Raw genomic sequence first — 21590 nt, 5'->3', positions numbered from 1 at the left:
TGTAAAAAACAATGTCAGAAGCCAGTAACAAAAAAATCCAGCCCGTCGCCACGCCAGAAGCCAAGCCCGAAGCCAAGTTCGAAGCCCCGCCCGCCACGCCCGCCACGCCGTCCGCCACGCCCGCCAGCAAGCCCGCTCCCCAGCCCGATCAGCGCCAGCGCGGCCCGCGCCGGCCGGCCGATGCGCAGGGCAGCGCGCCGCATAGGCAACCGCAGCGCGGCGCGCCGCAGCCGCAATCGCAGCCGCAATCGCAGCCGCAATCACCGCGCGGAGAGTCGCAGCCGCAGCGCGGCCAGCCGCAGCCGCGCGCGCCTCGTCCGGAAGGCGCGCCGCAGCGGGAGCAGCAGGCCCGCGGCCCGCGTCCCGACGGCCAGCCGCCGCGCGATGCGCGTGAAGCGCGCGGCCCGCGCCTGACGCCGGAGGAGCAGGCCGCGAAAGCGGCCGAAAAGGCCTTCCGCAACCCGCTTCCGGTCATCACCTATCCCGAAGACTTGCCGGTCTCGGGCCGGCGCCAGGAAATCGCCGAGGCGCTGATGAATAATCAGGTCGTCATCGTCTGCGGCGAAACCGGTTCCGGCAAGACCACCCAGCTGCCGAAAATCTGCCTCGAACTCGGTCGCGGCCAGTCCGGCATGATAGGCCACACGCAGCCGCGCCGCATCGCCGCCTCGTCGACGGCCAAGCGCATCGCGCAGGAACTGGGCACGCCGCTGGGCGTCACCGTCGGCTTCAAGGTGCGCTTCGCCGACACCTTGCAGCGCGGCGCCTCCGTCAAGCTGATGACCGACGGTATCCTGCTGGCCGAAACCCAGACCGACCCGCTGCTGAAGAACTACGACACCATCATCATCGACGAGGCCCACGAACGCAGCCTGAACATCGACTTCCTGCTCGGCTACCTGAAGCAGCTGCTGCCGCGCCGTCCCGACCTGAAAATCATCATCACCTCGGCCACCATCGACGCCGACCGCTTCGCGCGCCACTTCGGCACGGCCGAAAAACCGGCGCCGGTGATCGAAGTGTCGGGCCGCCTGTACCAGGTCGAGGTGCGCTACCGCCCGGTCGACCGCGACGCCGTCGTCGTCGGCGGCGCCGGTGGCGGTGGCAACCCCGCCGCCAGGCCGCTGCCGAAAGCGGCCGCCGCGCGCGAGAAGCGCGACCTGATGGACGCCGTCGTCGAAGGCGTCGACGAATTGTGCCGCCTCGGTTCCGGCGACGTGCTGGTGTTCCTGCCGGGCGAGCGCGAAATCCGCGACGCCGCCGAAGCGCTGCGCAAGCACCATCCGCCGCACGTGGAAATCCTGCCGCTGTTCGCGCGCCTGTCGGCCGAGGAGCAGGAACGCGTCTTCAAGGTGAGCCAGGCGCGCCGCATCGTGCTGGCCACCAACGTGGCCGAAACCTCGCTGACCGTGCCCGGCATCCGCTACGTGGTCGACGCCGGCCTGGCGCGCGTGAAGCGCTACAGCTACCGCAACAAGGTCGAGCAGTTGCAGATCGAGCCGATCGCGCAGTCGGCCGCCAACCAGCGCGCCGGCCGTTGCGGCCGCGTCGCCGCCGGCGTCTGCATCCGTCTGTACGAAGAGCAGGATTTTTTGCAGCGGCCCAAATTCACCGAGCCGGAAATCCTGCGCTCGTCGCTGGCCGCCGTCATCCTGCGCATGAAGTCCTTGCACCTGACCGACGTCGAGACCTTCCCCTTCATCGAGCCGCCGCTGGCGCGCGCCATCGCCGACGGCTACCAGCTGCTGCAGGAACTGGGCGCCGTCGACGAATACAACCAGCTGACGGCGCTGGGCCACAAGCTGGCCAAGCTGCCGCTGGACCCGCGCGTCGGCCGCATGATCCTGGCCTCGCTCGACAACGTGTGCTTGAACGAGATGCTCATCATCGCGTCGGCGCTGTCGGTGCAGGACCCGCGCGACCGGCCGATGGAACACCAGCAGGCCGCCGACGAGGCGCACAAAAAATTCGCCGACGAGAAGTCCGAATTCCTCAGCCACCTGAAAATCTGGAGCTGGTTCGAAAACGCCATCGAGCACAAGAAAACCAACCGCCAGCTGCAAGACAACTGCCGCGCCAATTTCCTGTCGCAGCTGCGGCTGCGCGAATGGCGCGACGTCCACTCGCAACTGCTCACCATCGTCAAGGAGCAGGGCTGGCGCGTCAACGACAAGCCGGCCACGTATGAGAACCTGCACCTGGCTTTGTTGACCGGATTGTTGGGCAATATCGGCTTCAAGGGCGAGGACGAGCCGGGCGCCGGCTACCTCGGCGCGCGCGGCATCAAGTTCAATATCTGGCCCGGTTCCTCGCTGCTGAAAAAACCGGGCAAGTGGATCATGGCGGCCGAACTGGTCGACACCACCCGCTTGTACGCGCGCGGCATCGCGCAGATCCAGCCGGAGTGGCTGGAAAAAGTCGGCGAGCACCTGCTGAAAAAAACCTGGGGTGAACCGCGCTGGGAAAAACGCTCGGCGCAGGTGACGGCCTCCGAGCGCGCGACCTTGTACGGCCTGGTGGTCTACAGCCAGCGCCGCATCAACTACGGCGCGTTCAACCCGGCCGAGGCGCGCGAAATCTTCATCCGCGACGCCCTCGTCGGCGGCGATTACGACACCCGCGCGCCGTTCTTCGCCCACAACCACAAGCTGATAAAAGACATCGAGAACCTGGAGCACAAATCGCGCCGCCTCGACGTGCTGGTCGACGACGAATTGATCGCCGCCTTCTACGACAAGCTGATCCCGGCCGACGTCGTCAACGGCGCCGGCTTCGAGAAGTGGCACAAGGACGCGACGGCGCAGGAGCCCAAGCTGCTGTACCTGAACCGCGACGAATTGATGCGCCACGAAGCGGCCGGCGTGACGACGGACCTATTCCCGAAGATGATGTCGGTGACGGGCCTGGAGCTGCTGCTCACGTATCATTTCGAGCCGGGCAGCGTGCGCGATGGCGTGACCATGGCCGTGCCGCTGTACGCGCTGAACCAGCTGCCGCGCGAGCGCTGCGAGTGGCTGGTGCCCGGCATGCTGAAGGAAAAAGTACATCTGCTGCTGAAGTCCCTGCCGCAGAAGCTGCGCCGCCACTGCGTGCCGCTGCCCGACTACGCGGCCAAATTCTGCGAGCGCGTGCACGAGGCGGGCACCTTCGGACGCGGCGATTTGATCGACGCCATCATCGCCGACATCCGCGCCCAGATCACGATCTCGGTGCTGACCACCGACTTCAAACCGGAGACGCTGCCGGCGCACCACTACATGAATTTCAAGGTGATCGACGAGCACGGACGCCAGCTGGAAATGGGCCGCAACCTGGCGACCCTGCAAGCGGAGTTTGGGACGCAGGCGCGCCAGAGCTTCCAGAAGATGGCCGAAGTGTCGGCGCCGCAGGGCGGCGTGAACCTGCGCGCGCTGGGTGGCGGCGGCGCGGCCGGCAACGGTGCCGACGCGGGCCAGCAAAAGCAGGGCGCCCCATCATCGAAGGCCGGCGCCGGCGGCGGCACTGGCGGTGCCGGCGGCGCGGCCGGCACCGCGTCCAGCGGCATCACGCTGACCGGCTTGACCAGCTGGACCTTCGGCGAGCTGCCCGAGCTGCTCGAAATCGTGCAAGGCAAGCTGACGCTGATCGGCTTCCCGGCGCTGGTCGACAAGGGCACGCATTGCGACCTCGAAGTGTTCGACGACCCCACCGTGGCCGCGCGCACCCACCGGATCGGCCTGCGCCGCCTGTTCGCCTTGCAGCTCAAGGACCAGATCAAGTTCATCGAAAAGGGCATCCCCGGTTTGCAGCAGATGGGCATGCAGTTCATGGCCATGGGCACGCAGGAGGAACTGCGCGACCAGATCATCCACAAGGCGCTCGACATCGCGTGCCTGCAAGATCCGCTGCCGACCGACGCCGCCTCGTTCGGCAAGCGCAAGGACGAGGGCAAGTCGCGCCTGGTCTTGCTGGTCAATGAAATCGCGCGCCTGCTGGCGCAGGTGCTGACCGAATTCCACGGCCTGCCGAAACGGCTGCAAGGCTTGCCGGCGCAGGCCGCGGCCGACATGCAGGGCCAGTTGCAAGGCCTGGTCAACAAACGCTTCCTGTCGGAGAACGAGTACAGCCAACTGGCCCACTTCCCGCGCTACCTGAAGGCGATGAACGTGCGCATCGAAAAGCTGCGCGCCGACCCCGCCCGCGACGCCAAGCTGATGGTCGAATGGCAGCAGGCTGCCACGCTGTACCAGCGCGCGACCAAGGACCGTCAGGCCGGCAAGAACACCGACCCCAAGCTCACCGAGTTCCGCTGGATGCTCGAGGAACTGCGCGTGTCGCTGTACGCGCAGGAACTGCGCACGCCGATGCCGGTGTCGGCCAAGCGTTTGCAGAAAGTGTGGGAGTCGATGCAGCGCTGACGTGTGCTGGAGTTGTTATGCGGCGCTTTGTGTTGTTGATTTCACGTGAAACTGAAGTCCCAGGGCGCGCATCACTTTAATGAAGGTGCCAAAATTAAGGATGCCGTCTTCCGACAGTTCCTCACGGCTCAAGCCAGCCTCCTTTGCGAGGTCCGTCATGCCTTTGGCCCGGGCCAGCAGGCGTAGCGATTCCACGATGAATGCGGTATCGTCTGCCGCTTCCTCCATGCACGCGGCGAAGTAGCGCGCCATATCCTCTTTGGTGCGGAGGTGTTCGGCGCCATCCCATCTGTTGAGTTTCAATGCCATCTCGGGCTCCTAAAATTGTCGCGCAAGGTCTTGCGCCATTCTTATATCGTTGAATTGCGTGGATTTGTTTCCACCTGCGAGAAGTATGACCAGCCTGGTGCCGCGTACTGTGTAATAAATTCGGTATCCGGGGCCGTATGGGATACGCATCTCTGTGACGCCCTTTCCCATGCTTCTGTGATCGCCAAAATTTCCCCATCTTGCGCGTTCGATACGGATTTGTATCCGGTCCTGCGCGGCGGGATCTTTCAACGTATTGAACCACTGGTCGAAAACTTCTGTGGTGAGAATTTCCTTCATAAAAATCCAGTGTAGGTTTGAGGTGAGTGAAATACAAGACCCGGTCCGGTATCGTATCTGTTGCGATAAAGCGCGGCCTTGGGAAAACTCAGTCATCAAGCGTGCGCCAGCGTACCAAAGCCGCACGGACTCCCGCGTTATACTGCGCTGCAACATGGAGGTCATCTTGGTCAAGCTCAGCACTGGCACGCGGCTCTTGCGCAGCCTCGTTCGCAGCGGCAAGGCGCAGCGGCGCACCGTCGGCAAACTGGTCTCGCAGCTGTTCGAGGCGCCCAAACCGGCACGCAAGGCCAAGGCCAAGGCCAAGGCCGAGCCGAAGCTGAAAGCGGCGCCCAAGCCCTTGATAAAAGCGGCGGCACCGGCCGTGCGCAGGCCGTCGGTCGCGAAGGCGCCGCCGCACGCGCCGCCGGCGCCCGGCAAATGGCTGGCCGCGCATTACACGGCACCGCCGCAGGCCGGCGCGCTGGCGGGCCGGCGCATGAGCTATTGGCTGTATCTGCCCGAAAACGTGCCCCAGCCGGCGCTCGACAGCGGCCTGCCGCTGGTGGTGATGCTGCACGGCTGTCATCAGACGGCGACCCAGTTCGCGCAAGGCACGCGCATGAACCAGCTGGCCGAGCGCGCCGGCTACGCGGTGCTGTATCCGCAGCAGCTGGTCAGCACGCAGGCACAGCGCTGCTGGAAGTGGTACGACAAGGCCACGCAGGACGGCGGCGGCGACGTGCCCACCATCGCCGCCATCATCGATAAGGTGGCGGGCCAGTACCGCATCGACCGCAGCCGCATTTATATCGCCGGCATGTCGGCCGGCGCCGGCATGGCCAACATCGTCGCGCTGCACCACCCACGGCTGATCGCGGCGCTGGGCCTGCATTCCGGACCCATGTTCGGCGCCGGCCACAGCGTCATGGGCGCGCTCGGCGTGATGCAGCACGGCGCCGCCGCCCGCGTCGACAGCGCCATCGCCGAAGTGCTGCGGCGGCAGGCGCCGTTTCCGGCCATGCCGACGATGCTGATCCAGGGCCAGGGCGACAAGGTGGTGCGGCCGATCAACCAGATCGAGCTGGCGCGACAGGGCTTGCTGTTGAACCGCTTATCGGCGGGTGGGCCGTCGAAGATGGCGCTCAAGCCGGCCGGCCGCGGCCGCAACGCCCACGAGATCCGCGACTTTTACGCCGGTCGCAAGGTGCTGCTGCGCGTGGCCAGCGTCGCGCAGCTGGGGCACGCGTGGAGCGGCGGCGACGCCAGCCTCGCGTACAACGACCAGACCGGTCCCGACGCCAGCAAGATGCTGCTCGACTTCTTCGCGCGCCATCGCCGCGTCGTCGATTAAGCCAGTCGGAAACGCCTGCGCCCGCGCCCGCACGCCGCGGCGGCCCGGCCCTTGCCGGCGGCGGATATTTGGTGCACAGTCACACGGACGCCAGCATTGTCGGCGCCGCAACCCCGACCGGACCGACCGCCCATGCACTCAACCCGACTCGACTTCCCCGGCGCCGACGGCCAGAAACTGGCGGCGCGCCTGGATGCGCCCGACGGCGCCGTCAAGGCTTACGCGCTGTTCGCCCACTGCTTCACCTGCGGCAAGGACGTGTTCGCGGCCAGCCGCATCGCCCAGGCGCTGACGGAGCACGGTATCGCCGTGCTGCGCTTCGATTTCACGGGACTGGGCGCGAGCGAAGGCGAATTCGCCAACACCAACTTCTCGTCCAACGTGGCCGACCTGGTGGCGGCCGCCGCCTGGCTGCGCGCCCACTACCAGGCGCCGCGCCTGCTGATCGGCCACAGCCTGGGCGGCGCGGCCGTGCTGGCGGTGGCCGGCGAACTGCCGGAAGTGCAGGCCGTGGTGACGCTGGCCGCGCCCAGCGATCCCTCGCACGTGACCGGCCTGTTCAGCGCCCACCTCGACGACATCGCGCGCGACGGCGAGGCGCTGGTGCAGCTGGCGGGACGACCCTTCCGCATCAAGCAGCAGTTCGTGGAGGACGTCGGCGCGCACAATTTGAAGGCCAAGATCGCGGGGCTCAAGCGGGCCTTGATGGTGCTGCACGCGCCCGGCGACGATACGGTCGCCATCAGCAACGCCATGGATATCTTCACCGCCGCCCGCCATCCGAAAAGTTTTATCTCGCTCGACAGCGCCGACCATTTGCTGAGCAAGCGCGAGGACGCTTATTTTGTGGCGTCCATGATCGCCGCGTGGAGCGAGCGCTATATTCAGACGCCGGCGGCGGCGCCCTAAACGCGGCAGGCACGGCGGCGGCGGACGGCAAAACGGGACGCGCTGGCGTCCCGTTGGTCGGTGTTGTTGGCTGACGCCGGCGCCGGGTGCGCCGCTTATTCGTCGTCGCCGAATTCTTCGGCCAGGTCTTTCCAGCCCTTGCCGGCGGCGTAGGTGTTGAATTCGTCGGGCGACTCGAGCACCATCAGTTTGTTTTCCTGGAGGACCGGATCGCCGGCCGTCAGCGCCGGGCCTTTGTAGCAGAGGCCGGACAACTGCGTGGCGATGGCGGCGATCAGTGCCTTGTCCTTGTGCAGGCCGGCGATCGACGCCGCGAAATCGACGTAGACGTCGATGGCGCCATAACCTTCGTCGAAGATGCGGATGGCCTTGACGTCGTGGGCACGGCCGGAGCCGTCGGTGGCCTTGAAGGGGCCGCTGAGCTGGATGTCGGTGTCTTTATTCATGGGCAGAAGCATACACCAAAATTGCTGTCGGCGGCCACGCGCGGCGGGGCCGCGCCCCCCCGGCGTCACGCCGCCACCTCGCCACGGTCCGACGCCGGCGCGCGATCAGCGCAATTACTTCAGCGGCTGCAAGATGGTCGACAGCCGGTCCGGCGTGCCGGCGATGCGTTCGAGCTGCGGATACCTCAGGCCGTCATGATAGTCGAGCGCGATGGTGCGGTACACATTGCCCTTCTTGACCAGCAGTTCGATGGCCGCCTTGCCGTCCTTGGCGGCGCTGACGGCGGCGCGCAGCGCCTCGTCCTTGTAGGCGCGGCCGTTGACGGCCAGCAGCGTCGTGCCCAGCGACAGGCCGGCCCTGAAGCCCGGACCGTCCCATTGCAGCGCTTCGACCTTGCCTTCGGCGCCGACCGAGAAGCCGAGCGAATACTGGAAATTGGCCGACTTGGCGCGTTCTTCGTTGCCCTTCATGAACTCGGTCGGCTTGTCCTTGTAGACCAGCTTCCAGCCGGCGCGGGCCAGGCCGTCGAGCGGCGCGCCGGGGCCGTGGCCGTCGAGGCGGCTGCGCAGGAAGCCGCTCCAGTCGTAGGGCTGCACCGCGTTGAGCGCCTGCACCACGTCCTCGAAGGTGTAGTGCTTGGCGACGGCGACGCCGTTGTCGACGCCGAAGAAGCTGGCGGCGAAATTGTCGAGCGAGCGCCGGTCGCCGGACAGTTCGCGGATCTTGGTGTCGGCGTCCAGCCAGATCAGCTCGCCTTCCGAATAATAATCCTCGCTGCGCTGCCAGTTGCCCCAGCCGATGGGGCGGCGGGCGTTGATGATGGGGTCGTTGGTGGTGTCCTGCATGGCGCGCCAGCTGCGGCCCTGCACCGCGTCGTAGCGGGCGGCGGTGGCGGCGAGCATGTCGCGCACGTGTTCGGGCGTGATGAGGCCGGAACGCGCCGACAGCACTTCGCCCCAATACTGGGTTTGTCCTTCATACACCCACAGCAGGCTGTTTTGCAGCGGCGTGTTGAAGTCGGGCACGCCCTGGTCGGCCGGGCGGCGGAACTTGCCGTCCCACGAGTGGGTGAATTCGTGCGGCAGCAGGCCGCGCGCCGTTTCATTCTTGGCCCAGTCGGTGAAGTAGCCGGCCTTGACGCCGTTTTCGCTCGACTGGTGGTGTTCCAGGCCGATGCCGCCGAAGTCGTCGCTGAGCGCGAACAGGAAATCGTAGTGGGCGTAGTGCTGCGATTTATACAGTTTATACGCTTGCTGGACCAGGGCGCGGTGCGGCGCGATCTGTTCCGGCGTCGCCGCCAGCGCCTCGGCCGTGTCGGCCACGATGTTCAGGTGGACCGGGATTTTCGCGCCCGGATCGAGGTCGATGCGCTTGAAGTAACGGCCGGCGAACACCGGCGAATCGACCATGGCCTCGAAGTCGACCGGCTTGAAGCTGACCGTGTCGCCCTTGCGTTCGGCCGTGTCGAGCGCCGTGCCGTACTGCCAGCCGGCCGGCAGCGTCAGGTTGGGCTGCATGGTGATGTGGCGCGTGCCGTAGCCGGCCGGGTACAGCGTCATCGCGTTCCACTGCACGCCGAGGATGTCGTTGGTCATCGTGATGCGGCCCTCGTTGGCCTCGACCGGCGAGAGGAACTCGAATTCGGCCTCGATCGCGGTGGCGCCGGCCGGCACGTCCAGCATGAAGGCGAACACATTGGCCGGGTCGCGCTGCCATTCGACCGGCTTGCCGTTGGCGCTCAGCTTGAGGCCGGCGAACTGGTTGAGCGGGCTGCTGGGGCCGTGATTGCCCGGCACCCATTGCGGGTGCAGCAAGGTCAGCTTGCCGGGCACGGCCGGTATGGTTTCGTGCACGGTGAAGATTTGCTGGGCCGTGTTGGTGGCGTCCACATTGAGCACGATGGTGCCGGGGTAGGCGGCGTCGGCCGGCGGCGTGGCGGCGTGGGCTTGGAAGGCGGCGGCCAGCAGGGCGGCCAACAGGACATTAGGGCGGAGCGGGGTGCGAAGCGGCTTGGCGGTCATGGACGGGAGCGGTGGCATCGGGTTGAGAAGCCAACGAGTCTAGCATGAGAGAAACTAATTATTTCATCGATCAACAACAATATCGATCAAAAATATTTTCGTGTTTTTTTTCACTTTTTTTTCAAAAAAACCCGGCGTCTGGGGATGGCGGCCGCGTTTTTCAAGGCCTTGAAAAGCCCTCGAAGCACCGTATATCCGATGAGCGGTTGCCCAGATGGGGACCGCGACCAACTTATCGCTTCACTTAAAAAGGATATCCACCATGCGTACTTTCGACCTGACCCCACTGTATCGTTCCGCCATCGGCTTCGACCGCCTGGCCCAGCTGCTCAACGACGCCCAGCGCGCCGACGCCCAGCCCAGCTACCCGCCCTACAACATCGAGCTGGTCTCCGAAGACAATTACCGCATCGTGATGGCGCTGGCCGGCTTCGACCGCGCCGAGATCGACATCACCTTCGAGCGCGACTCGCTGCATATCGTCGGCCGCAAACAGCGCGACGGCGCCGAGCGCACCTTCCTCCACCGCGGCATCGCGGCGCGTGATTTCGAACAGCGCTTCCAGCTCGCCAATCACGTCAAAGTGACCGGCGCCACCTTCGACAACGGCATGTTGAACATCGACCTGGTGCGCGAAGTGCCGGAAGCGCTCAAGCCGCGCAAGATCGTCATCGGCGGCGGCGACAACGTCACCGCGCTGGAACAACGCCAGGCGGCATAAGGCGCGCTTCGATGTGGCCTGCCCGCGTAGCGGCAGCCAGCGGTAATTAAGCAGTACCCCGACTGGCCGGTTGATTCCGGCCAGTCGCACGTCCGGCCGCCGTTCGCGCGGCCTGTTGCGCTTCAGCCGCAGCCAAGTCCGCACGGTAGTTTGATTAAGTGGTGCCTAAGTTTTTTGCCGCATATTGACTGTCTCGACTACCCATTCAATCAGGAGTGAACATGTCTCAGCAAACTCATATCGGATCGACGACCATCAAGCGCCTGGCCCTGGCATTGGCTGCCGTAGGCTTGATGGGCGTGGGCGGAGTCATCGCCACCTACCAGACCAGCGCCGCCGCGGCCTCCGCCGGTGCCGCCGCGTCGCAAACGGCCGCCATCAACCAGCCGGGCGCGCCGGCGCCGGTGGCCGCGCCGCTGATGACGCTGCCGGACTTCAGCGTCATCGCCGCCCGCAACGGCCCGGCCGTCGTCAACGTCAGCGTCACCGGCAGCACCAAGACCGCCGCGCTCGACCTGCCCGGCATGCCGGGTCGCGGCCACGGCAACGGCGCCAACCAGTTCGGCGACGATCCCTTCTTCGAATTCTTCCGCCGCTTCCAGGGCCAGGGACCGCAGGGCCAGCAGCGCGAAGTGCCCACCCACGGCATCGGCTCGGGCTTCATCATCAGCCCGGACGGCGTGATCCTGACCAACGCCCACGTGGTGCGCGACGCGCGCGAAGTGACCGTCAAGCTGACCGACCGCCGCGAATTCCGCGCCAAGGTGCTCGGCTCCGATCCCAAGACCGACGTCGCCGTGCTGAAAATCGAGGCCCACAACCTGCCCGTGGTGCCGCTCGCGCGCGGCAACGACTTGCGCGTCGGCGAATGGGTGCTGGCCATAGGCTCGCCCTATGGCCTGGAAAGCACGGTGACGGCCGGCGTCGTCAGCGCCAAGGGCCGTTCGCTGCCCGACGACAGCAACGTGCCCTTCATCCAGACCGACGTCGCCGTCAACCCCGGCAACTCGGGCGGCCCGCTGTTCAACACGCGCGGCGAAGTGGTCGGCATCAACTCGCAAATCTACAGCGAGACCGGCGGCTACCAGGGCTTGTCGTTCGCCATTCCGATCGACGTCGCCAGCAAGATCAAGGACCAGATCGTCGCCACCGGCAAGGTCGAACACGCCAAGCTGGGCGTGACGGTGCAGGAAGTGAACCAGGGCTTCGCCGATTCCTTCGGCCTGCCGACGCCGGAAGGCGCGCTGGTGTCGAACGTTGAACATGGCAGCGCCGGCGACCGGGCCGGCCTGAAGGCGGGCGACGTGATCCGCAAGGTGAACGGCCAGAAAATCGTCGGCTCGGGCGACTTGCCGGCGCTGGTCGGCATCGCCGCGCCGGGCGACAGGCTGGCGCTGGACGTGTGGCGCCAGGGGAAAACCGTGCAGCTCAACGCCACGCTGGCCAACGCCAGCGACAAGGTGGCCGCCGCCGACGCGCCGGCGGCCGGCGCCCGGCTGAAACTGGGCCTGGCCCTGCGGCCGCTGGACCCGGCCGAACGCAGCCAGTCCGGCATCGCCGGCGGCCTGCTGGTCGAGGAGGCCGGCGGCGCGGCGGCCAGCGCCGGCGTGCAGGCCGGCGACGTGCTGCTGTCGGTCAACGGGCGCGCCGTCAACAGCGTCGAGCAGGTGCGCGCCGTCGTCGCCGGCTCCGACAAATCGGTGGCCTTGCTGATCCAGCGCGGCGATGAGAGAATCTTCATCCCGGTGCGCCTCGGATAAGCCGAGGCGCCGGCGGAACGCACGACAACAATAAAGAGGCGCGCGATGCGATTGCTGCTGGTGGAAGACGATACGATGATAGGCGAAGTGGTGCTCGACCTGCTCAGGGCCGAGCACTACGCGGTCGACTGGGTCAAGGATGGCGCCATGGCCGATACGGCCTTGCAGACCCAGACCTACGACCTGGTGCTGCTGGACCTGGGCCTGCCGCGCAAGGATGGCCTGGAGGTGCTGCGCTCGATGCGCGCCCGCAAGGAGCTCACGCCGGTGCTGGTGGCGACGGCGCGCGACGCCAAGGAGCAGCGCATCGCCGGCCTCGATGCCGGCGCCGACGACTATGTGCTCAAACCCTATGACCTCGACGAGCTGCTGGCGCGCATCCGCGCGCTGCTGCGCCGTTCGGCCGGCCGCGCCGAGCCGGTGTTCGAGCACATGGGCGTGACGGTCAATCCGCAAACGCGCGAAGTGATCGTCGAGGGCAAGCAGGTCAATTTATCGGCGCGCGAATGGGCGGTGCTCGAAGCGCTGATCGCGCGGCCCGGCATCGTGCTGTCGCGCCAGCAGCTGGAGGAAAAGCTCTACAGCTGGAAGGATGAAGTCAACAGCAACGCCGTCGAAGTCTACATCCACGGCCTGCGCAAAAAGCTGGGCAGCGAAATGATACAGAACGTGCGCGGCCTCGGTTACATGGTGCCCAAGCTATGATGGTGCGCGCATGAAGCTCGGCGTGCCCAAAATGTCCGTCCCCAAAATGGGCGTGCCCAAGGTGGCGGTGACGCACTCGCTGCGCGGGCGCCTGCTGTGGTTCCTGCTGGCCGCGATCACGATGGCGGCGCTGGCCCAGGCCATGATCGCCTACCGCAGCGCGCTGTACGACGCCGACCAGATCTTCGACTACCACATGCAGCAGATGGCGATGTCGCTGCGTTCCGGCGTGCCGCTGACGAACAACGACATCGGCACGGCTGGCCCGAGCGGTCCGACCGAGGGCGACCCGGAAAACAATGAGTTGGTGGTGCAGGTGTGGACGCCGGACGGCGTGCGCGTGTTCCGCTCCCTGTCGCACGCCACGCTGCCGCAGCGCGCGGTGCTGGGCTTTTCCAATGTGCGCGCCAACGGCGTCGACTACCGCATCTTCTCGGTGCAGGCGAACAATCAGACGGTGCAGATCGCGCAGGACATGGCGGTGCGCAAGCGCATGGCCGGCACGCTGGCGCTGCGCACGGTGGGACCGATCGCGCTGATGGCGCCGATGCTGATGCTGGTGGTGTGGTGGGTGGTCAGCGGTTCGCTGGCGCCGGTGGCGCGCGTGCGGCGCCAGGTGGCGGCGCGCCAGGCCGACGATTTGTCGCCGGTGTCGGACAGCGAACTGCCCGACGAAGTGCGGCCGCTGGTGCAGGAACTCAATCTGCTGTTCGGCCGCGTGCGCACCGCCTTCGAGGCGCAGCAGCACTTCGTCGCCGACGCCGCGCACGAACTGCGCTCGCCGCTGGCGGCGCTGAAATTGCAGGTCCTGAGCCTGGAGCGCGCCGCCGACGACGGCGCCCGCGCCGTGGCCGTGGGCCGCGTCAGCGCCGGCATCGAACGCGCCACGCGGCTGGTCGAGCAGCTGCTGGTACTGGCGCGGCAGGAGGCCAGTTCGGCCGCCGGTTCCACCTTCGCCCAGGTCAACCTGGCCGACCTGGCCAAACGCACGCTGGGCGACATGGCCGGCCTGGCGCAGGCGCGCCAGATCGATCTGGGCCTGCATCACGCCGACGATTTCACCTTGTCGGGCCAGCCCGACGCCCTCATCATCCTGCTGCGCAACCTGGTCGACAACGCCGTCAAGTACACGCCGGCCGGCGGCACCGTCGACCTGGAACTGCGCGCGCGGCCCGGCGGCGCCACCCTGTGCGTGGAGGACAGCGGTCCCGGCATCTCGCCGGAAGAACGCGAACGCGTGTTCAGCCGCTTTTACCGCGTGCCGGGCAGCGAGGCCGGCGGCAGCGGCCTGGGACTGGCCATCATCAAGGCCATCGCCGAGCGCCACGGCGCCACGCTGGCGCTGGAAGCGTCCGAGCGGCTGGGCGGCCTGCGCGTGAAAGTCGATTTTCCCGCCACGGCCCGCCCGACGCCGGCCTGAGGCGGCGTTTCACTGCGCGTGAGCGGCGCCCTGGGCTGGGCCGCCGCTGGTCGCGACGTCGGCCAGCAGCGCCTTGTTCTCGCTCATCTGCTTGCGGCGCTCGTCCATCTGCGCCAGCAAAACGATCTGTTCCTGCATCGATTTCTGCATCTGCGTCAGCTCCATGATCTGGTGCTCGATCGCCATGCGGGCCAGGACGTTGGTCTCGGACTGCAGTCGCTTGTTCAAGTCGCGCAGCTGCTGCTGTATGGTCATGATCGCCTTTTGCAGCATGGCGATGCGCTCCTGCGTGTCCATCGGCGGGCTGGCCGCCGCGACCGGACGCAAACTGGCCTGGATATTGGTTGCCATGGGATTTTTCCTCAATGTTTATACCAATAGTAACATTTGTTTAACCGCGGCCGGCGGGGCGCGCGGAATTTCCGCCACCGCCGCCACGGTCAGCGGCTAGAATACCGTTTTGACACGGCGGCGGAGCGGCGTATGAAGAGGATCGGATTTTCGGGCACCCTGGACCCGATCACCAACGGCCATATGTGGGTGATCGGCGAGGCGCGCTCGATCGCCGACGAGGTGGTGGTGTTCCTGTCGCAGAACCCGGCCAAGGCGCCGCGCTTTTCGGCCGAGGAGCGCAAGAGCATCATCGCCCTCAGTTGCGCGCAGCAGGGCTGGGACAATGTGCAGGTGGTCATCGTCAAGGGCGACTACACGGCGCGCGCGGCCAAGAAGCACGGCGTCGATTGCCTGATCCGCGGCATCCGCACCACCGCCGATTTCGACTACGAAAACCTGATCCAGCAAACCAATGTCGACGTGCTGCAAGGCGCCAAGACCATCTTCGTGATGCCGCCGCGCGACCTCGGGTCCGTCAGCTCCAGTTTCGTGAAAGCGCTGGAAGGGCCGATAGGCTGGAACTGGATCATGAAAAAATTCGTGCCCGGACCGGCCTACCATGCGTGGGTGCTGGGCTGGTTGCGCAGCGAGTGGGAAGCGCTGTGGGACTACGCCCACGCCGACGCGCCGGCCATCGCCCACGCCGACCAGTGGTTCGTGCGGCTGACCGGCGCCGGCGCCTACGGCGGTCCCGGACGCCATTACCACAACCTCGACCACCTGGTGCACGGCCTGTGCGAGATCCGCGTGTGGGCCGCCAACACCCAGCCGGACCCGCTCGACGTCGACATCGTCAAGCAGGCCTTCTGGTTCCACGACGCCGAATACCACCATGCCGGCGGGCCGCTGTCGAACGAGGAGGCCAGCGCGCAGCTGTGGCTGGGCAGCCATCTGCACCACGACCTGGGCGACGCGGCCGCACTGATACGGGCCACCGACCATTTCCAGGAAGCGGCGGTCAGCCACCGGCTCAAGCACATCATGCTCAGCGTCGACCTGGCCATTCTCGGGCAGGACGACGAGGTGTATCAAAATTATGCGCGCGCCATCCGGCGCGAATACAGCCACGTGCCGGACGCGAAATATCGGGCCCAGCGCGCCAGCGTGCTGGCCCACCTGCGCCGCAAGGCCGAAGCGGGCGAGCTGTTTGGCGACGCCTATTTCGCCGACCAGTACAACGCCCAGGCCATCGCCAACATGACGGGCGAGATGGCGCAGCTGGCGGCGGCCTGACGCACCGCCGCTTCGCTACGGCACCGTAATCGGGGTCAGACCACGGTTTCGACGTGGTCTGACCCCGACGCCACGTCGGCGACCAGCACGCGACGCCGGGGCTGCCGTGATTTACGCGGCGGTGTCATGATCGAGCGCGTCGATCTCGCCTTGCAGCTTGCCGGCCATGCGCCAGTTGATGCCGACGATGAGCAACAGCACCGCCGCGATCAGCGCGTTCGCCAGCGGGCCGTGCGCGAACGGGCCGATGCCGGCCATCTGCGTTTCCACGCCCCAGCGGAACATGACCACGCCGGGAACGAAGGGCGCGACGTACCACCGTCCCACCGTGCGCAGCGCGTCGCGCTGGCGCGTCAATTGGGCGCGGTGGAAAGCGCGGCCGGGGAGGGCGGCGTCGGCTCCGGGCAGCGGCCGGCCCGACGCGCGCCAGTGCAGCTGGTGCAGCACGAAGAAGGTGGCCACGATAATGAGCGCGCTGCCGATCTGCATCAGCGGGTGGCGGTAGGCGGCGATGAAATAGGCGAAGCCCGCGATCACCGCCACGCCGGCCGCGTACTCCAGAAAATTGCGCACGGCGACGCGGCGGTGCAGGCTGCGCGCGCGTTGGCGCAGCTGCTGTTCCGAGTAGTGTGGCGCGGCGGCCGGCTGCGTTTTCCACAGCTGTTTCAAGTCTTGATCGTTCATGATGGTGTGCTCCCCAGTTGTTTGGCCAGCAGTGCTTTGATGCGGTGGACTTTGGTGGCGACGTTGCGCGCCGAGATGCCGCTGATGTCGCCGATGGTGGCGGCGTCGAGGTCTTCGAGATACAGCAGCATCACCTGCCGGTCCAGCGGCGCGAGGCGGTGGATCAGCGCGAGCAGGCGTTGCAGGTCGAGCCGGCGTTCCGTGAGGTCGATGGCGGCGTGGACGTCGATCACGGCGTCGGCCGCGCCATCGTCAAGGTCGATGCGCGCGACCGTTTTCATGCTGCGCTGGATGTGCGAGACGCTGACGTTGTGGGCGATGCGGTAGACCCAGCTGCGCAGCGAGCACTGGTCCTGGAAGCCGGCGAAACTCTGCCACAGGGCGACGTGGATGTCTTGCAGCAGTTCCTGGCGGCGCGCCGTTTCGCGCTCGTAGCCCATGGCGAAGCGGGCCAGGTCGGCACCGTACAGGGTGATGGCGTGGCGGTAGCGCTGGTCCGGATCGGCGGGCGCGTCGGACGCTGCGCCGGAGCGCGGCTGAAGTGCTGTCATGGTGTGTAAGAGAAGGTTGATCGTAACGAGGTAGTCAGATCCTGGCCGCATCTCTTACAAAAAAAAGAAAAATAATCGCGCCGCTTGCCGGCGGCTGGTTGGCTGGCCGGCCCTGGCGATGGGCCGCCGATTTCAGCGCCGTGACCGTGGCGCGGCTTAAGCCGGCTTGGTTTCGGCGGCGTGGGCGGCCGCCGGATCGACCTGTTGCTGCAGGCTTTTCTTGCGTTCCTGCGCGGTCTCGATCAATTCGATTTGCTGCTGGAGCAGCACCATCACTTTGCTCAGCTGATTGAGTTCTTTGACGATCAGGTCGCGCACGGCGGAGTCGGTGGTCTCCATCAATTTTTTTGCAGCGTATGCATCTGTTTTTGCAGTTCCGCCATCCGCTTTTCCAGTACCGCCACGCGGGAACTGCTGTCGAGGTCGACCACGCCGATCAAAGAGCCGCCGAAGCCGGCGCCGATACTGGTAACCATGGCTATCTCCGTTCAACAAGAGTTGTCAGAGCTCGATGGTAGCACCAATGGCGTGCCGGGCGGCATCAGTGTCAACGCGGGCGCGCCGTTTGTTGCGTTGATGGCATTGATGGCCTTGATCGCGTCAGAAGGTATTCCAGCTGTTGTGGCGGTGCTCGTTGGCTTCCTTCATCAGGTGGCTGGCGCGCAGCTCATCCTTCGGCGACAGCGCGTCGCCGGTCTGCACCGTCATCGCCAGCTCCTGGATCGCGGGCGGATAGTCGTGCTCGGCCGCCGCTTCCAGCAGTTGGCGGGCCTGGCCGGCGTCGCGCGGCACGCCCTGGCCGTCGTGGTAGGCGTTCGACAGCAGGAACATGGCGTGCGCCTCGCCCAGTTCGGCGGCGACGGTCAGCCAGTGGGCGGCGACGGCGTCGTCGCGCGCCACGCCCTCGCCGTTGCGGGCCAGCAGGGCCAGCATCAGTGCCGCCCGCGCATGTTTTTTCTCGGCCGCCATGCGATACCACGGCCAGGCGGCGGCCGGATCGGGCGTCACGCCGGCGACGGCCGTGCGTTCCAGTTCGCCGAGCTCGAAGGCCGCTTCGGTGTCGCCGGCGCGCGCGGCCTGTTCCAGCAGCTGTAACGCATCGGCGCGGCGTGCGGGGCGCGGACGGTACAACATGCCCAGTTCGCGCTGCGCCACCGGCCAGCCTTGCGCGGCCCAGTCGCGCAGCTGGCGTTCGGCGCCGGCCGCGCCTTGCTGGCTCGCCGCCATCGCCACGCTTTCGATCTGCGCCGACGTCGGCTTGGTGTTCTGTGGCTGGCAGGCGGCCAGCGCCATCGTCAGCGCCACGGTCATGGTCATCGCAAAGCGAGGCCATGCCCGGTTGGTGTTCTGTGTAGCGTCCATCGTGGTCTTTCAAAAAACGGCGCCCGCCGGGTGAGGGCGGGCGCCGGTCGTGCTACTTCAACGGATTACTTGCTCAGGTCGATGTTGTAATGCGAGAAGCCGCTCGCGTCGACGCTGCCTTCGGCCGTGACGTTCTTGATGCCGCTGCCCTGCGCCAGCGCCAAGTGGCCCGGCGCCGAGCGCAGGATCACCGGACCGGCCGTCTTGACCTTGACGAAGCTCCAGCTGTTGGCGCTGCCGTTCGCTGCCAGCGTGACCTTGCCGGTGGCCGCACCGACCGTCTTGAGGTAGTTGCTGACGACGGTCTGGTTGGCGTCCGGCGACTTGATGATGGTCTTGCTGCCGTCGATGCCTGGCACGTTGCCGCCGCCGCCGGCGCGGTAGTCGTTGGTGGCGACGATGAAGTCGTCGGCGTCGGCCACCGGCTTGCCGAGATACGTCAGGTTGACGATGCGGCTGCCGGCCGGCTTGGTGACGTCGATCTGGTAGGTCAGCGCATTGTTCTCGGCGTAGAACACGTCGTAGTTATAGATGGTGCCGTAGGTCGGTACCAGGTCTTGCTCGGCGGTGGCGGTCGGGTCGATCTGGCCGAACTGCTTGGCCGCCGTTTCCAGCCACACCTTCAAGTCGCTGCCCTTGATCTTGACCGCCTGCAGGTTGTTGTTGCTGTACAGGTAGAGGTCGCCCGGATTGCGCACCTGCAGACCGACCGGCGCGGCCGTCGACGCGGTCGGCGCGACGTCGGTGAAGTCGGTCGGACCGTTGCGGCCGGCCTTGAACGGCGCGCTGCACGAAATCACGGGAATGTTCTTGTAGCTGGCCAGCGTGGTGTCGCTGCTGGTGGCGATGAATTTCTTGACGTAGTCGATCTGTGCCTGGTTCACCAGCTCGATGGCGCTGACGTCGCCGGCCAGCGCGAAGTAGGCCGACATTTCGAAGTCCGTCGTCACGCCCAGCGGCTGCTTGGCGTAGGCGATGGTGGCCGTGTGCTCGGGCTGGATCAGGGTGGTGATGGCCGGGTCGGCCGCGACGCTGGTCTTGCCGTCGGTGTAGGTGAAACCGCGCGCTTCGACCGTGGTCTTGGCCGGCTGCACCACCCACTTGCCGGCCGTGTAGACATAGGTCAGTTTGATGATGCCGAGGCGGCGGCCCCAGCTCTGCGCCATCACGGTCGGCACGCCGTTGACGAAGCCGTTGACGGCGTCGACCTTGGCGCTGGCCGGAATGGCGGCGAAGGACGGGTCGAGGGCGGCGGCGCCGGTCTCTTTACCGCGCGGGAAGATCAGGTGCGAGTGGCCGATCATCAGCGCGTCGATGCCGGTGGTGCTCAGGTAGTAGCTGCCGTTTTCCATCTTCGGGCTGTAAGGCGACGTGTCGAGGCCGCCGTGCGACAGCGCCACGATGACGTCGGCGCCCTTGGCGCGCAGCTGCGGCACGTACTGGTTGGCCGCTTCCTGCACGCCGCCCACCGCCACCAGGCCGGCCAGATTCTTCTGGTCCCAGGTCAGGATTTGCGGTGGCACGAAGCTCATGATGCCGATGTTCATCGGCACGCTGATCTTGCTGCCGTCCGGCGTCACGGCCGTGAACTGGCGCGGAATCAGCGAGTAGGGCTGATAAATCGGCTTGCCGCTGGCGACGCCGGTGACGTTGGTCAGCACCATCGGGTAGGTCGGCGCGCCGCAGCTGCCGGCCGGCTTGCTGATGCCCGGGATGCCGAAGTCGGTGTTGGTGACCTGGCTCAGGAAGGGCAGGCCGTAGTTGAATTCGTGGTTGCCCAGGCCGCCGCCGTCGTACTTCAGCGCGTTCATGGCCTTGTGCACGGCCAGCGTGCCGCTGCACGGCACCGGCGTGGCGACGGCTTGCCAGTCGCCCAGCAGGGTGCCCTGGATGACGTCGCCGTCGTCGAGCAGCACGTTGTTCGGATTTTCCGTGCGGGCGCCCTGGATCAGCGTCGACGCGCGGTCCAGGCCGACGGTGGCGTCGGCGGCCAGGCTGTAGTAGTTATAGCCGAGCACGTTGGAGTGGATATCGGTGGTTTCCATCAGCGCCAGCGACACGGTGGTGCCCTCGGGGATGGTTTGTGACGTGGTATTGGTCCCGCCGCAGCCGACCATGCCAACCGCCGCCAGCGCGGCATACATCACCATATTTATTTTCATCGCTTACCCTAATCAATGTGGAAAAATTAAGTTGGCGACTTTACTAAGCTGGCATGACAGGGCGATGACATCGTGCCGTCGCGGCTGATTTTGCCGAAAAAAAAATGCCCCGGCATGGCTGCGCGGGGCATGGGTGGGCGGCGGCCGCGCGGCCGTCAGTAAGCCCAGTACGGCCCGACGGCGCCGGCCACGCTGTCGTTTTCCAGCACCACGAACACACGGCGGCCGAAGAAGAAGGGCACGCCCCAGTCGAAGGCGCCGCGCAGCGAGGTGCCCGCCGTGCCGCCGACGGACAGGGCGACGGTGGCGTTGTCGCGGTTCTGTTCGTTGACGATGACGAAATTGACGGTGCCCGACGCGCTGCCGTCGGCCGCCGTGTTGACGGCGCTGAGGCTGGTGGGCGAGGTCGGGCAGTAAAAGTCGCTGTCCTGCGAGCAGGCCGGCAGCGAACTGTCATCGAAGAACAAGCCGTTCGAGCCGGTGTCGAGGAAGCTGGCGCTCAGGGTGCGGCCCTGGTAGGTGGTGCTGAAGTTGCCGCTGTTGTCGGTGCGGTAGATGGTGGCGCCGCCTAGAGTGTTGTTGCTCTGCGTGTTGACGCCGAACACCAGCGTGCCGCTCAGCGAGGTGGTCCCGGCGGCGGGCACGGCCGGCAGCAGCACCAGCACGCCATTGTTGTCGGTGGCGAAGCTGGCGACGGGATTGCCGACCTGCTGGGCCAGCGCCATCGTGCTGGCGCTGCAACTGCCGGCGGCGCACGCGTAGTAGTAGGCGCCGCCGCTGTTGTTGACGCAGCCGCTGCCGCAATCCTGCTTGAACAGGCCGACGCCGAGCACGCCCCGGGCGCCCAGCTTGGCGACGGTGCCGATGTTGCCGCCGGCATTGG

At 66.5% G+C, this 21590-nt stretch carries 20 protein-coding genes; 8 read left to right on the top strand and 12 right to left on the bottom strand.

What is annotated here, in order from left to right; all coding sequences use genetic code 11:
- Nucleotides 1-11 precede the first annotated feature (11 nt).
- A complete protein-coding gene (gene hrpA, locus Q0S71_RS21820; RefSeq protein ID WP_296000394.1) occupies nt 12-4397 on the top strand; it encodes an ATP-dependent RNA helicase HrpA in 4386 nt (1461 codons plus the stop codon).
- A 15-nt stretch (nt 4398-4412) separates the two neighbouring features.
- Here the strand turns inward: hrpA and Q0S71_RS21815 are convergent, their stop codons facing one another.
- Both Q0S71_RS21815 and Q0S71_RS21810 read right to left on the bottom strand, forming a co-directional pair.
- The gene (locus Q0S71_RS21815; RefSeq protein WP_296000391.1) at nt 4413-4706 is read right to left on the bottom strand and encodes an addiction module antidote protein; all 294 of its coding nucleotides are present in this window, start codon (nt 4704-4706) and stop codon (nt 4413-4415) included.
- A 9-nt stretch (nt 4707-4715) separates the two neighbouring features.
- On the bottom strand, nt 4716-5006 hold the full coding sequence (locus tag Q0S71_RS21810; RefSeq protein WP_296000390.1) for a type II toxin-antitoxin system RelE/ParE family toxin: 291 nt from the start codon (nt 5004-5006) through the stop codon (nt 4716-4718).
- 154 nt (nt 5007-5160) lie between these two features.
- Between Q0S71_RS21810 and Q0S71_RS21805 the strand changes: the two genes are divergently transcribed.
- Complete coding sequence (locus tag Q0S71_RS21805; RefSeq protein ID WP_296000388.1) at nt 5161-6339, top strand: PHB depolymerase family esterase; 1179 nt, start codon at nt 5161-5163, stop codon at nt 6337-6339.
- A gap of 132 nt (nt 6340-6471) precedes the next feature.
- Complete coding sequence (locus tag Q0S71_RS21800) at nt 6472-7248, top strand: S9 family peptidase (RefSeq protein WP_296000385.1); 777 nt, start codon at nt 6472-6474, stop codon at nt 7246-7248.
- 95 nt (nt 7249-7343) lie between these two features.
- Here the strand turns inward: Q0S71_RS21800 and Q0S71_RS21795 are convergent, their stop codons facing one another.
- Nucleotides 7344-7694, bottom strand: coding sequence for a hypothetical protein (locus Q0S71_RS21795; protein WP_296000383.1), 351 nt, complete (start codon nt 7692-7694; stop codon nt 7344-7346).
- A 114-nt stretch (nt 7695-7808) separates the two neighbouring features.
- Nucleotides 7809-9671 (bottom strand): M61 family metallopeptidase, encoded by a 1863-nt coding sequence (locus Q0S71_RS21790; RefSeq protein ID WP_296000380.1) that lies wholly within the window; start codon nt 9669-9671, stop codon nt 7809-7811.
- A gap of 307 nt (nt 9672-9978) precedes the next feature.
- Here Q0S71_RS21790 and Q0S71_RS21785 point away from each other — a divergent pair, with 307 nt between their 5' ends.
- From Q0S71_RS21785 to Q0S71_RS21770, 4 genes are all read left to right on the top strand, one after another.
- Nucleotides 9979-10437 (top strand): Hsp20 family protein, encoded by a 459-nt coding sequence (locus Q0S71_RS21785; protein ID WP_296000378.1) that lies wholly within the window; start codon nt 9979-9981, stop codon nt 10435-10437.
- A 221-nt stretch (nt 10438-10658) separates the two neighbouring features.
- Nucleotides 10659-12197, top strand: coding sequence for a Do family serine endopeptidase (locus Q0S71_RS21780; protein ID WP_296000375.1), 1539 nt, complete (start codon nt 10659-10661; stop codon nt 12195-12197).
- A 45-nt stretch (nt 12198-12242) separates the two neighbouring features.
- Nucleotides 12243-12902, top strand: coding sequence for a response regulator transcription factor (locus Q0S71_RS21775; protein ID WP_296000372.1), 660 nt, complete (start codon nt 12243-12245; stop codon nt 12900-12902).
- 31 nt (nt 12903-12933) lie between these two features.
- Nucleotides 12934-14322, top strand: a complete 1389-nt coding sequence (locus Q0S71_RS21770) for an ATP-binding protein (RefSeq protein WP_296000370.1) — start codon at nt 12934-12936, stop codon at nt 14320-14322.
- Between the two features lie 9 nt (nt 14323-14331).
- Here Q0S71_RS21770 and Q0S71_RS21765 read toward each other — a convergent pair whose 3' ends face one another.
- On the bottom strand, nt 14332-14673 hold the full coding sequence (locus tag Q0S71_RS21765; protein WP_296000368.1) for a hypothetical protein: 342 nt from the start codon (nt 14671-14673) through the stop codon (nt 14332-14334).
- A gap of 132 nt (nt 14674-14805) precedes the next feature.
- Between Q0S71_RS21765 and coaD the strand changes: the two genes are divergently transcribed.
- Complete coding sequence (gene coaD, locus Q0S71_RS21760) at nt 14806-15948, top strand: pantetheine-phosphate adenylyltransferase (protein WP_296000366.1); 1143 nt, start codon at nt 14806-14808, stop codon at nt 15946-15948.
- 111 nt (nt 15949-16059) lie between these two features.
- Here the strand turns inward: coaD and Q0S71_RS21755 are convergent, their stop codons facing one another.
- The 7 genes from Q0S71_RS21755 to Q0S71_RS21725 all read right to left on the bottom strand — a co-directional run.
- Entirely contained in the window at nt 16060-16632 is a 573-nt protein-coding gene (locus Q0S71_RS21755; RefSeq protein ID WP_296000362.1) for a hypothetical protein, read from the bottom strand.
- A complete protein-coding gene (locus Q0S71_RS21750; RefSeq protein ID WP_296000359.1) occupies nt 16629-17183 on the bottom strand; it encodes a sigma-70 family RNA polymerase sigma factor in 555 nt (184 codons plus the stop codon). The genes Q0S71_RS21755 and Q0S71_RS21750 overlap by 4 nt, the downstream gene beginning before the upstream one ends.
- A gap of 156 nt (nt 17184-17339) precedes the next feature.
- Nucleotides 17340-17522 (bottom strand): hypothetical protein, encoded by a 183-nt coding sequence (locus tag Q0S71_RS21745; protein ID WP_296000357.1) that lies wholly within the window; start codon nt 17520-17522, stop codon nt 17340-17342.
- Nucleotides 17522-17659, bottom strand: a complete 138-nt coding sequence (locus tag Q0S71_RS21740; RefSeq protein ID WP_296000355.1) for a hypothetical protein — start codon at nt 17657-17659, stop codon at nt 17522-17524. Before Q0S71_RS21740 ends, Q0S71_RS21745 begins: the two co-directional genes overlap by 1 nt.
- A gap of 124 nt (nt 17660-17783) precedes the next feature.
- The gene (locus Q0S71_RS21735) at nt 17784-18500 is read right to left on the bottom strand and encodes a tetratricopeptide repeat protein (RefSeq protein WP_296000353.1); all 717 of its coding nucleotides are present in this window, start codon (nt 18498-18500) and stop codon (nt 17784-17786) included.
- 110 nt (nt 18501-18610) lie between these two features.
- A complete protein-coding gene (locus Q0S71_RS21730; RefSeq protein ID WP_296000351.1) occupies nt 18611-20707 on the bottom strand; it encodes a bifunctional 2',3'-cyclic-nucleotide 2'-phosphodiesterase/3'-nucleotidase in 2097 nt (698 codons plus the stop codon).
- A gap of 155 nt (nt 20708-20862) precedes the next feature.
- The coding region (locus Q0S71_RS21725) for a DUF3443 family protein (protein ID WP_296000349.1) at nt 20863-21590 on the bottom strand (728 nt) is incomplete at its 5' end.

It is taken from the genome of Rugamonas sp. (genome assembly GCF_025354735.1).
GTDB lineage: Bacteria > Pseudomonadota > Gammaproteobacteria > Burkholderiales > Burkholderiaceae_D > Rugamonas.
The sequence above is the reverse complement of the archived record's forward strand: the minus strand, read 5'-3'. Positions and strand labels throughout refer to the sequence as shown.

Excerpts from the sequence above, each read along its gene's own strand:
- Q0S71_RS21795 (WP_296000383.1), bottom strand. The coding sequence starts at position 7,694 with ATGAATAAAGACACCGACATCCAGCTCAGCGGCCCCTTCAAGGCCACC.
- Q0S71_RS21815 (WP_296000391.1), bottom strand. The coding sequence starts at position 4,706 with ATGGCATTGAAACTCAACAGATGGGATGGCGCCGAACACCTCCGCACC.
- Q0S71_RS21780 (WP_296000375.1), top strand. The coding sequence starts at position 10,659 with ATGTCTCAGCAAACTCATATCGGATCGACGACCATCAAGCGCCTGGCC.
- Q0S71_RS21740 (WP_296000355.1), bottom strand. The coding sequence starts at position 17,659 with ATGGTTACCAGTATCGGCGCCGGCTTCGGCGGCTCTTTGATCGGCGTG.
- Q0S71_RS21785 (WP_296000378.1), top strand. The coding sequence starts at position 9,979 with ATGCGTACTTTCGACCTGACCCCACTGTATCGTTCCGCCATCGGCTTC.
- Q0S71_RS21735 (WP_296000353.1), bottom strand. The coding sequence starts at position 18,500 with ATGACCATGACCGTGGCGCTGACGATGGCGCTGGCCGCCTGCCAGCCA.
- Q0S71_RS21805 (WP_296000388.1), top strand. The coding sequence starts at position 5,161 with ATGGAGGTCATCTTGGTCAAGCTCAGCACTGGCACGCGGCTCTTGCGC.
- Q0S71_RS21765 (WP_296000368.1), bottom strand. The coding sequence starts at position 14,673 with ATGGCAACCAATATCCAGGCCAGTTTGCGTCCGGTCGCGGCGGCCAGC.
- Q0S71_RS21750 (WP_296000359.1), bottom strand. The coding sequence starts at position 17,183 with ATGACAGCACTTCAGCCGCGCTCCGGCGCAGCGTCCGACGCGCCCGCC.
- Q0S71_RS21800 (WP_296000385.1), top strand. The coding sequence starts at position 6,472 with ATGCACTCAACCCGACTCGACTTCCCCGGCGCCGACGGCCAGAAACTG.
- coaD (WP_296000366.1), top strand. The coding sequence starts at position 14,806 with ATGAAGAGGATCGGATTTTCGGGCACCCTGGACCCGATCACCAACGGC.
- Q0S71_RS21770 (WP_296000370.1), top strand. The coding sequence starts at position 12,934 with ATGTCCGTCCCCAAAATGGGCGTGCCCAAGGTGGCGGTGACGCACTCG.
- Q0S71_RS21775 (WP_296000372.1), top strand. The coding sequence starts at position 12,243 with ATGCGATTGCTGCTGGTGGAAGACGATACGATGATAGGCGAAGTGGTG.
- Q0S71_RS21755 (WP_296000362.1), bottom strand. The coding sequence starts at position 16,632 with ATGAACGATCAAGACTTGAAACAGCTGTGGAAAACGCAGCCGGCCGCC.
- Q0S71_RS21745 (WP_296000357.1), bottom strand. The coding sequence starts at position 17,522 with ATGGAGACCACCGACTCCGCCGTGCGCGACCTGATCGTCAAAGAACTC.
- Q0S71_RS21810 (WP_296000390.1), bottom strand. The coding sequence starts at position 5,006 with ATGAAGGAAATTCTCACCACAGAAGTTTTCGACCAGTGGTTCAATACG.
- hrpA (WP_296000394.1), top strand. The coding sequence starts at position 12 with ATGTCAGAAGCCAGTAACAAAAAAATCCAGCCCGTCGCCACGCCAGAA.
- Q0S71_RS21730 (WP_296000351.1), bottom strand. The coding sequence starts at position 20,707 with ATGAAAATAAATATGGTGATGTATGCCGCGCTGGCGGCGGTTGGCATG.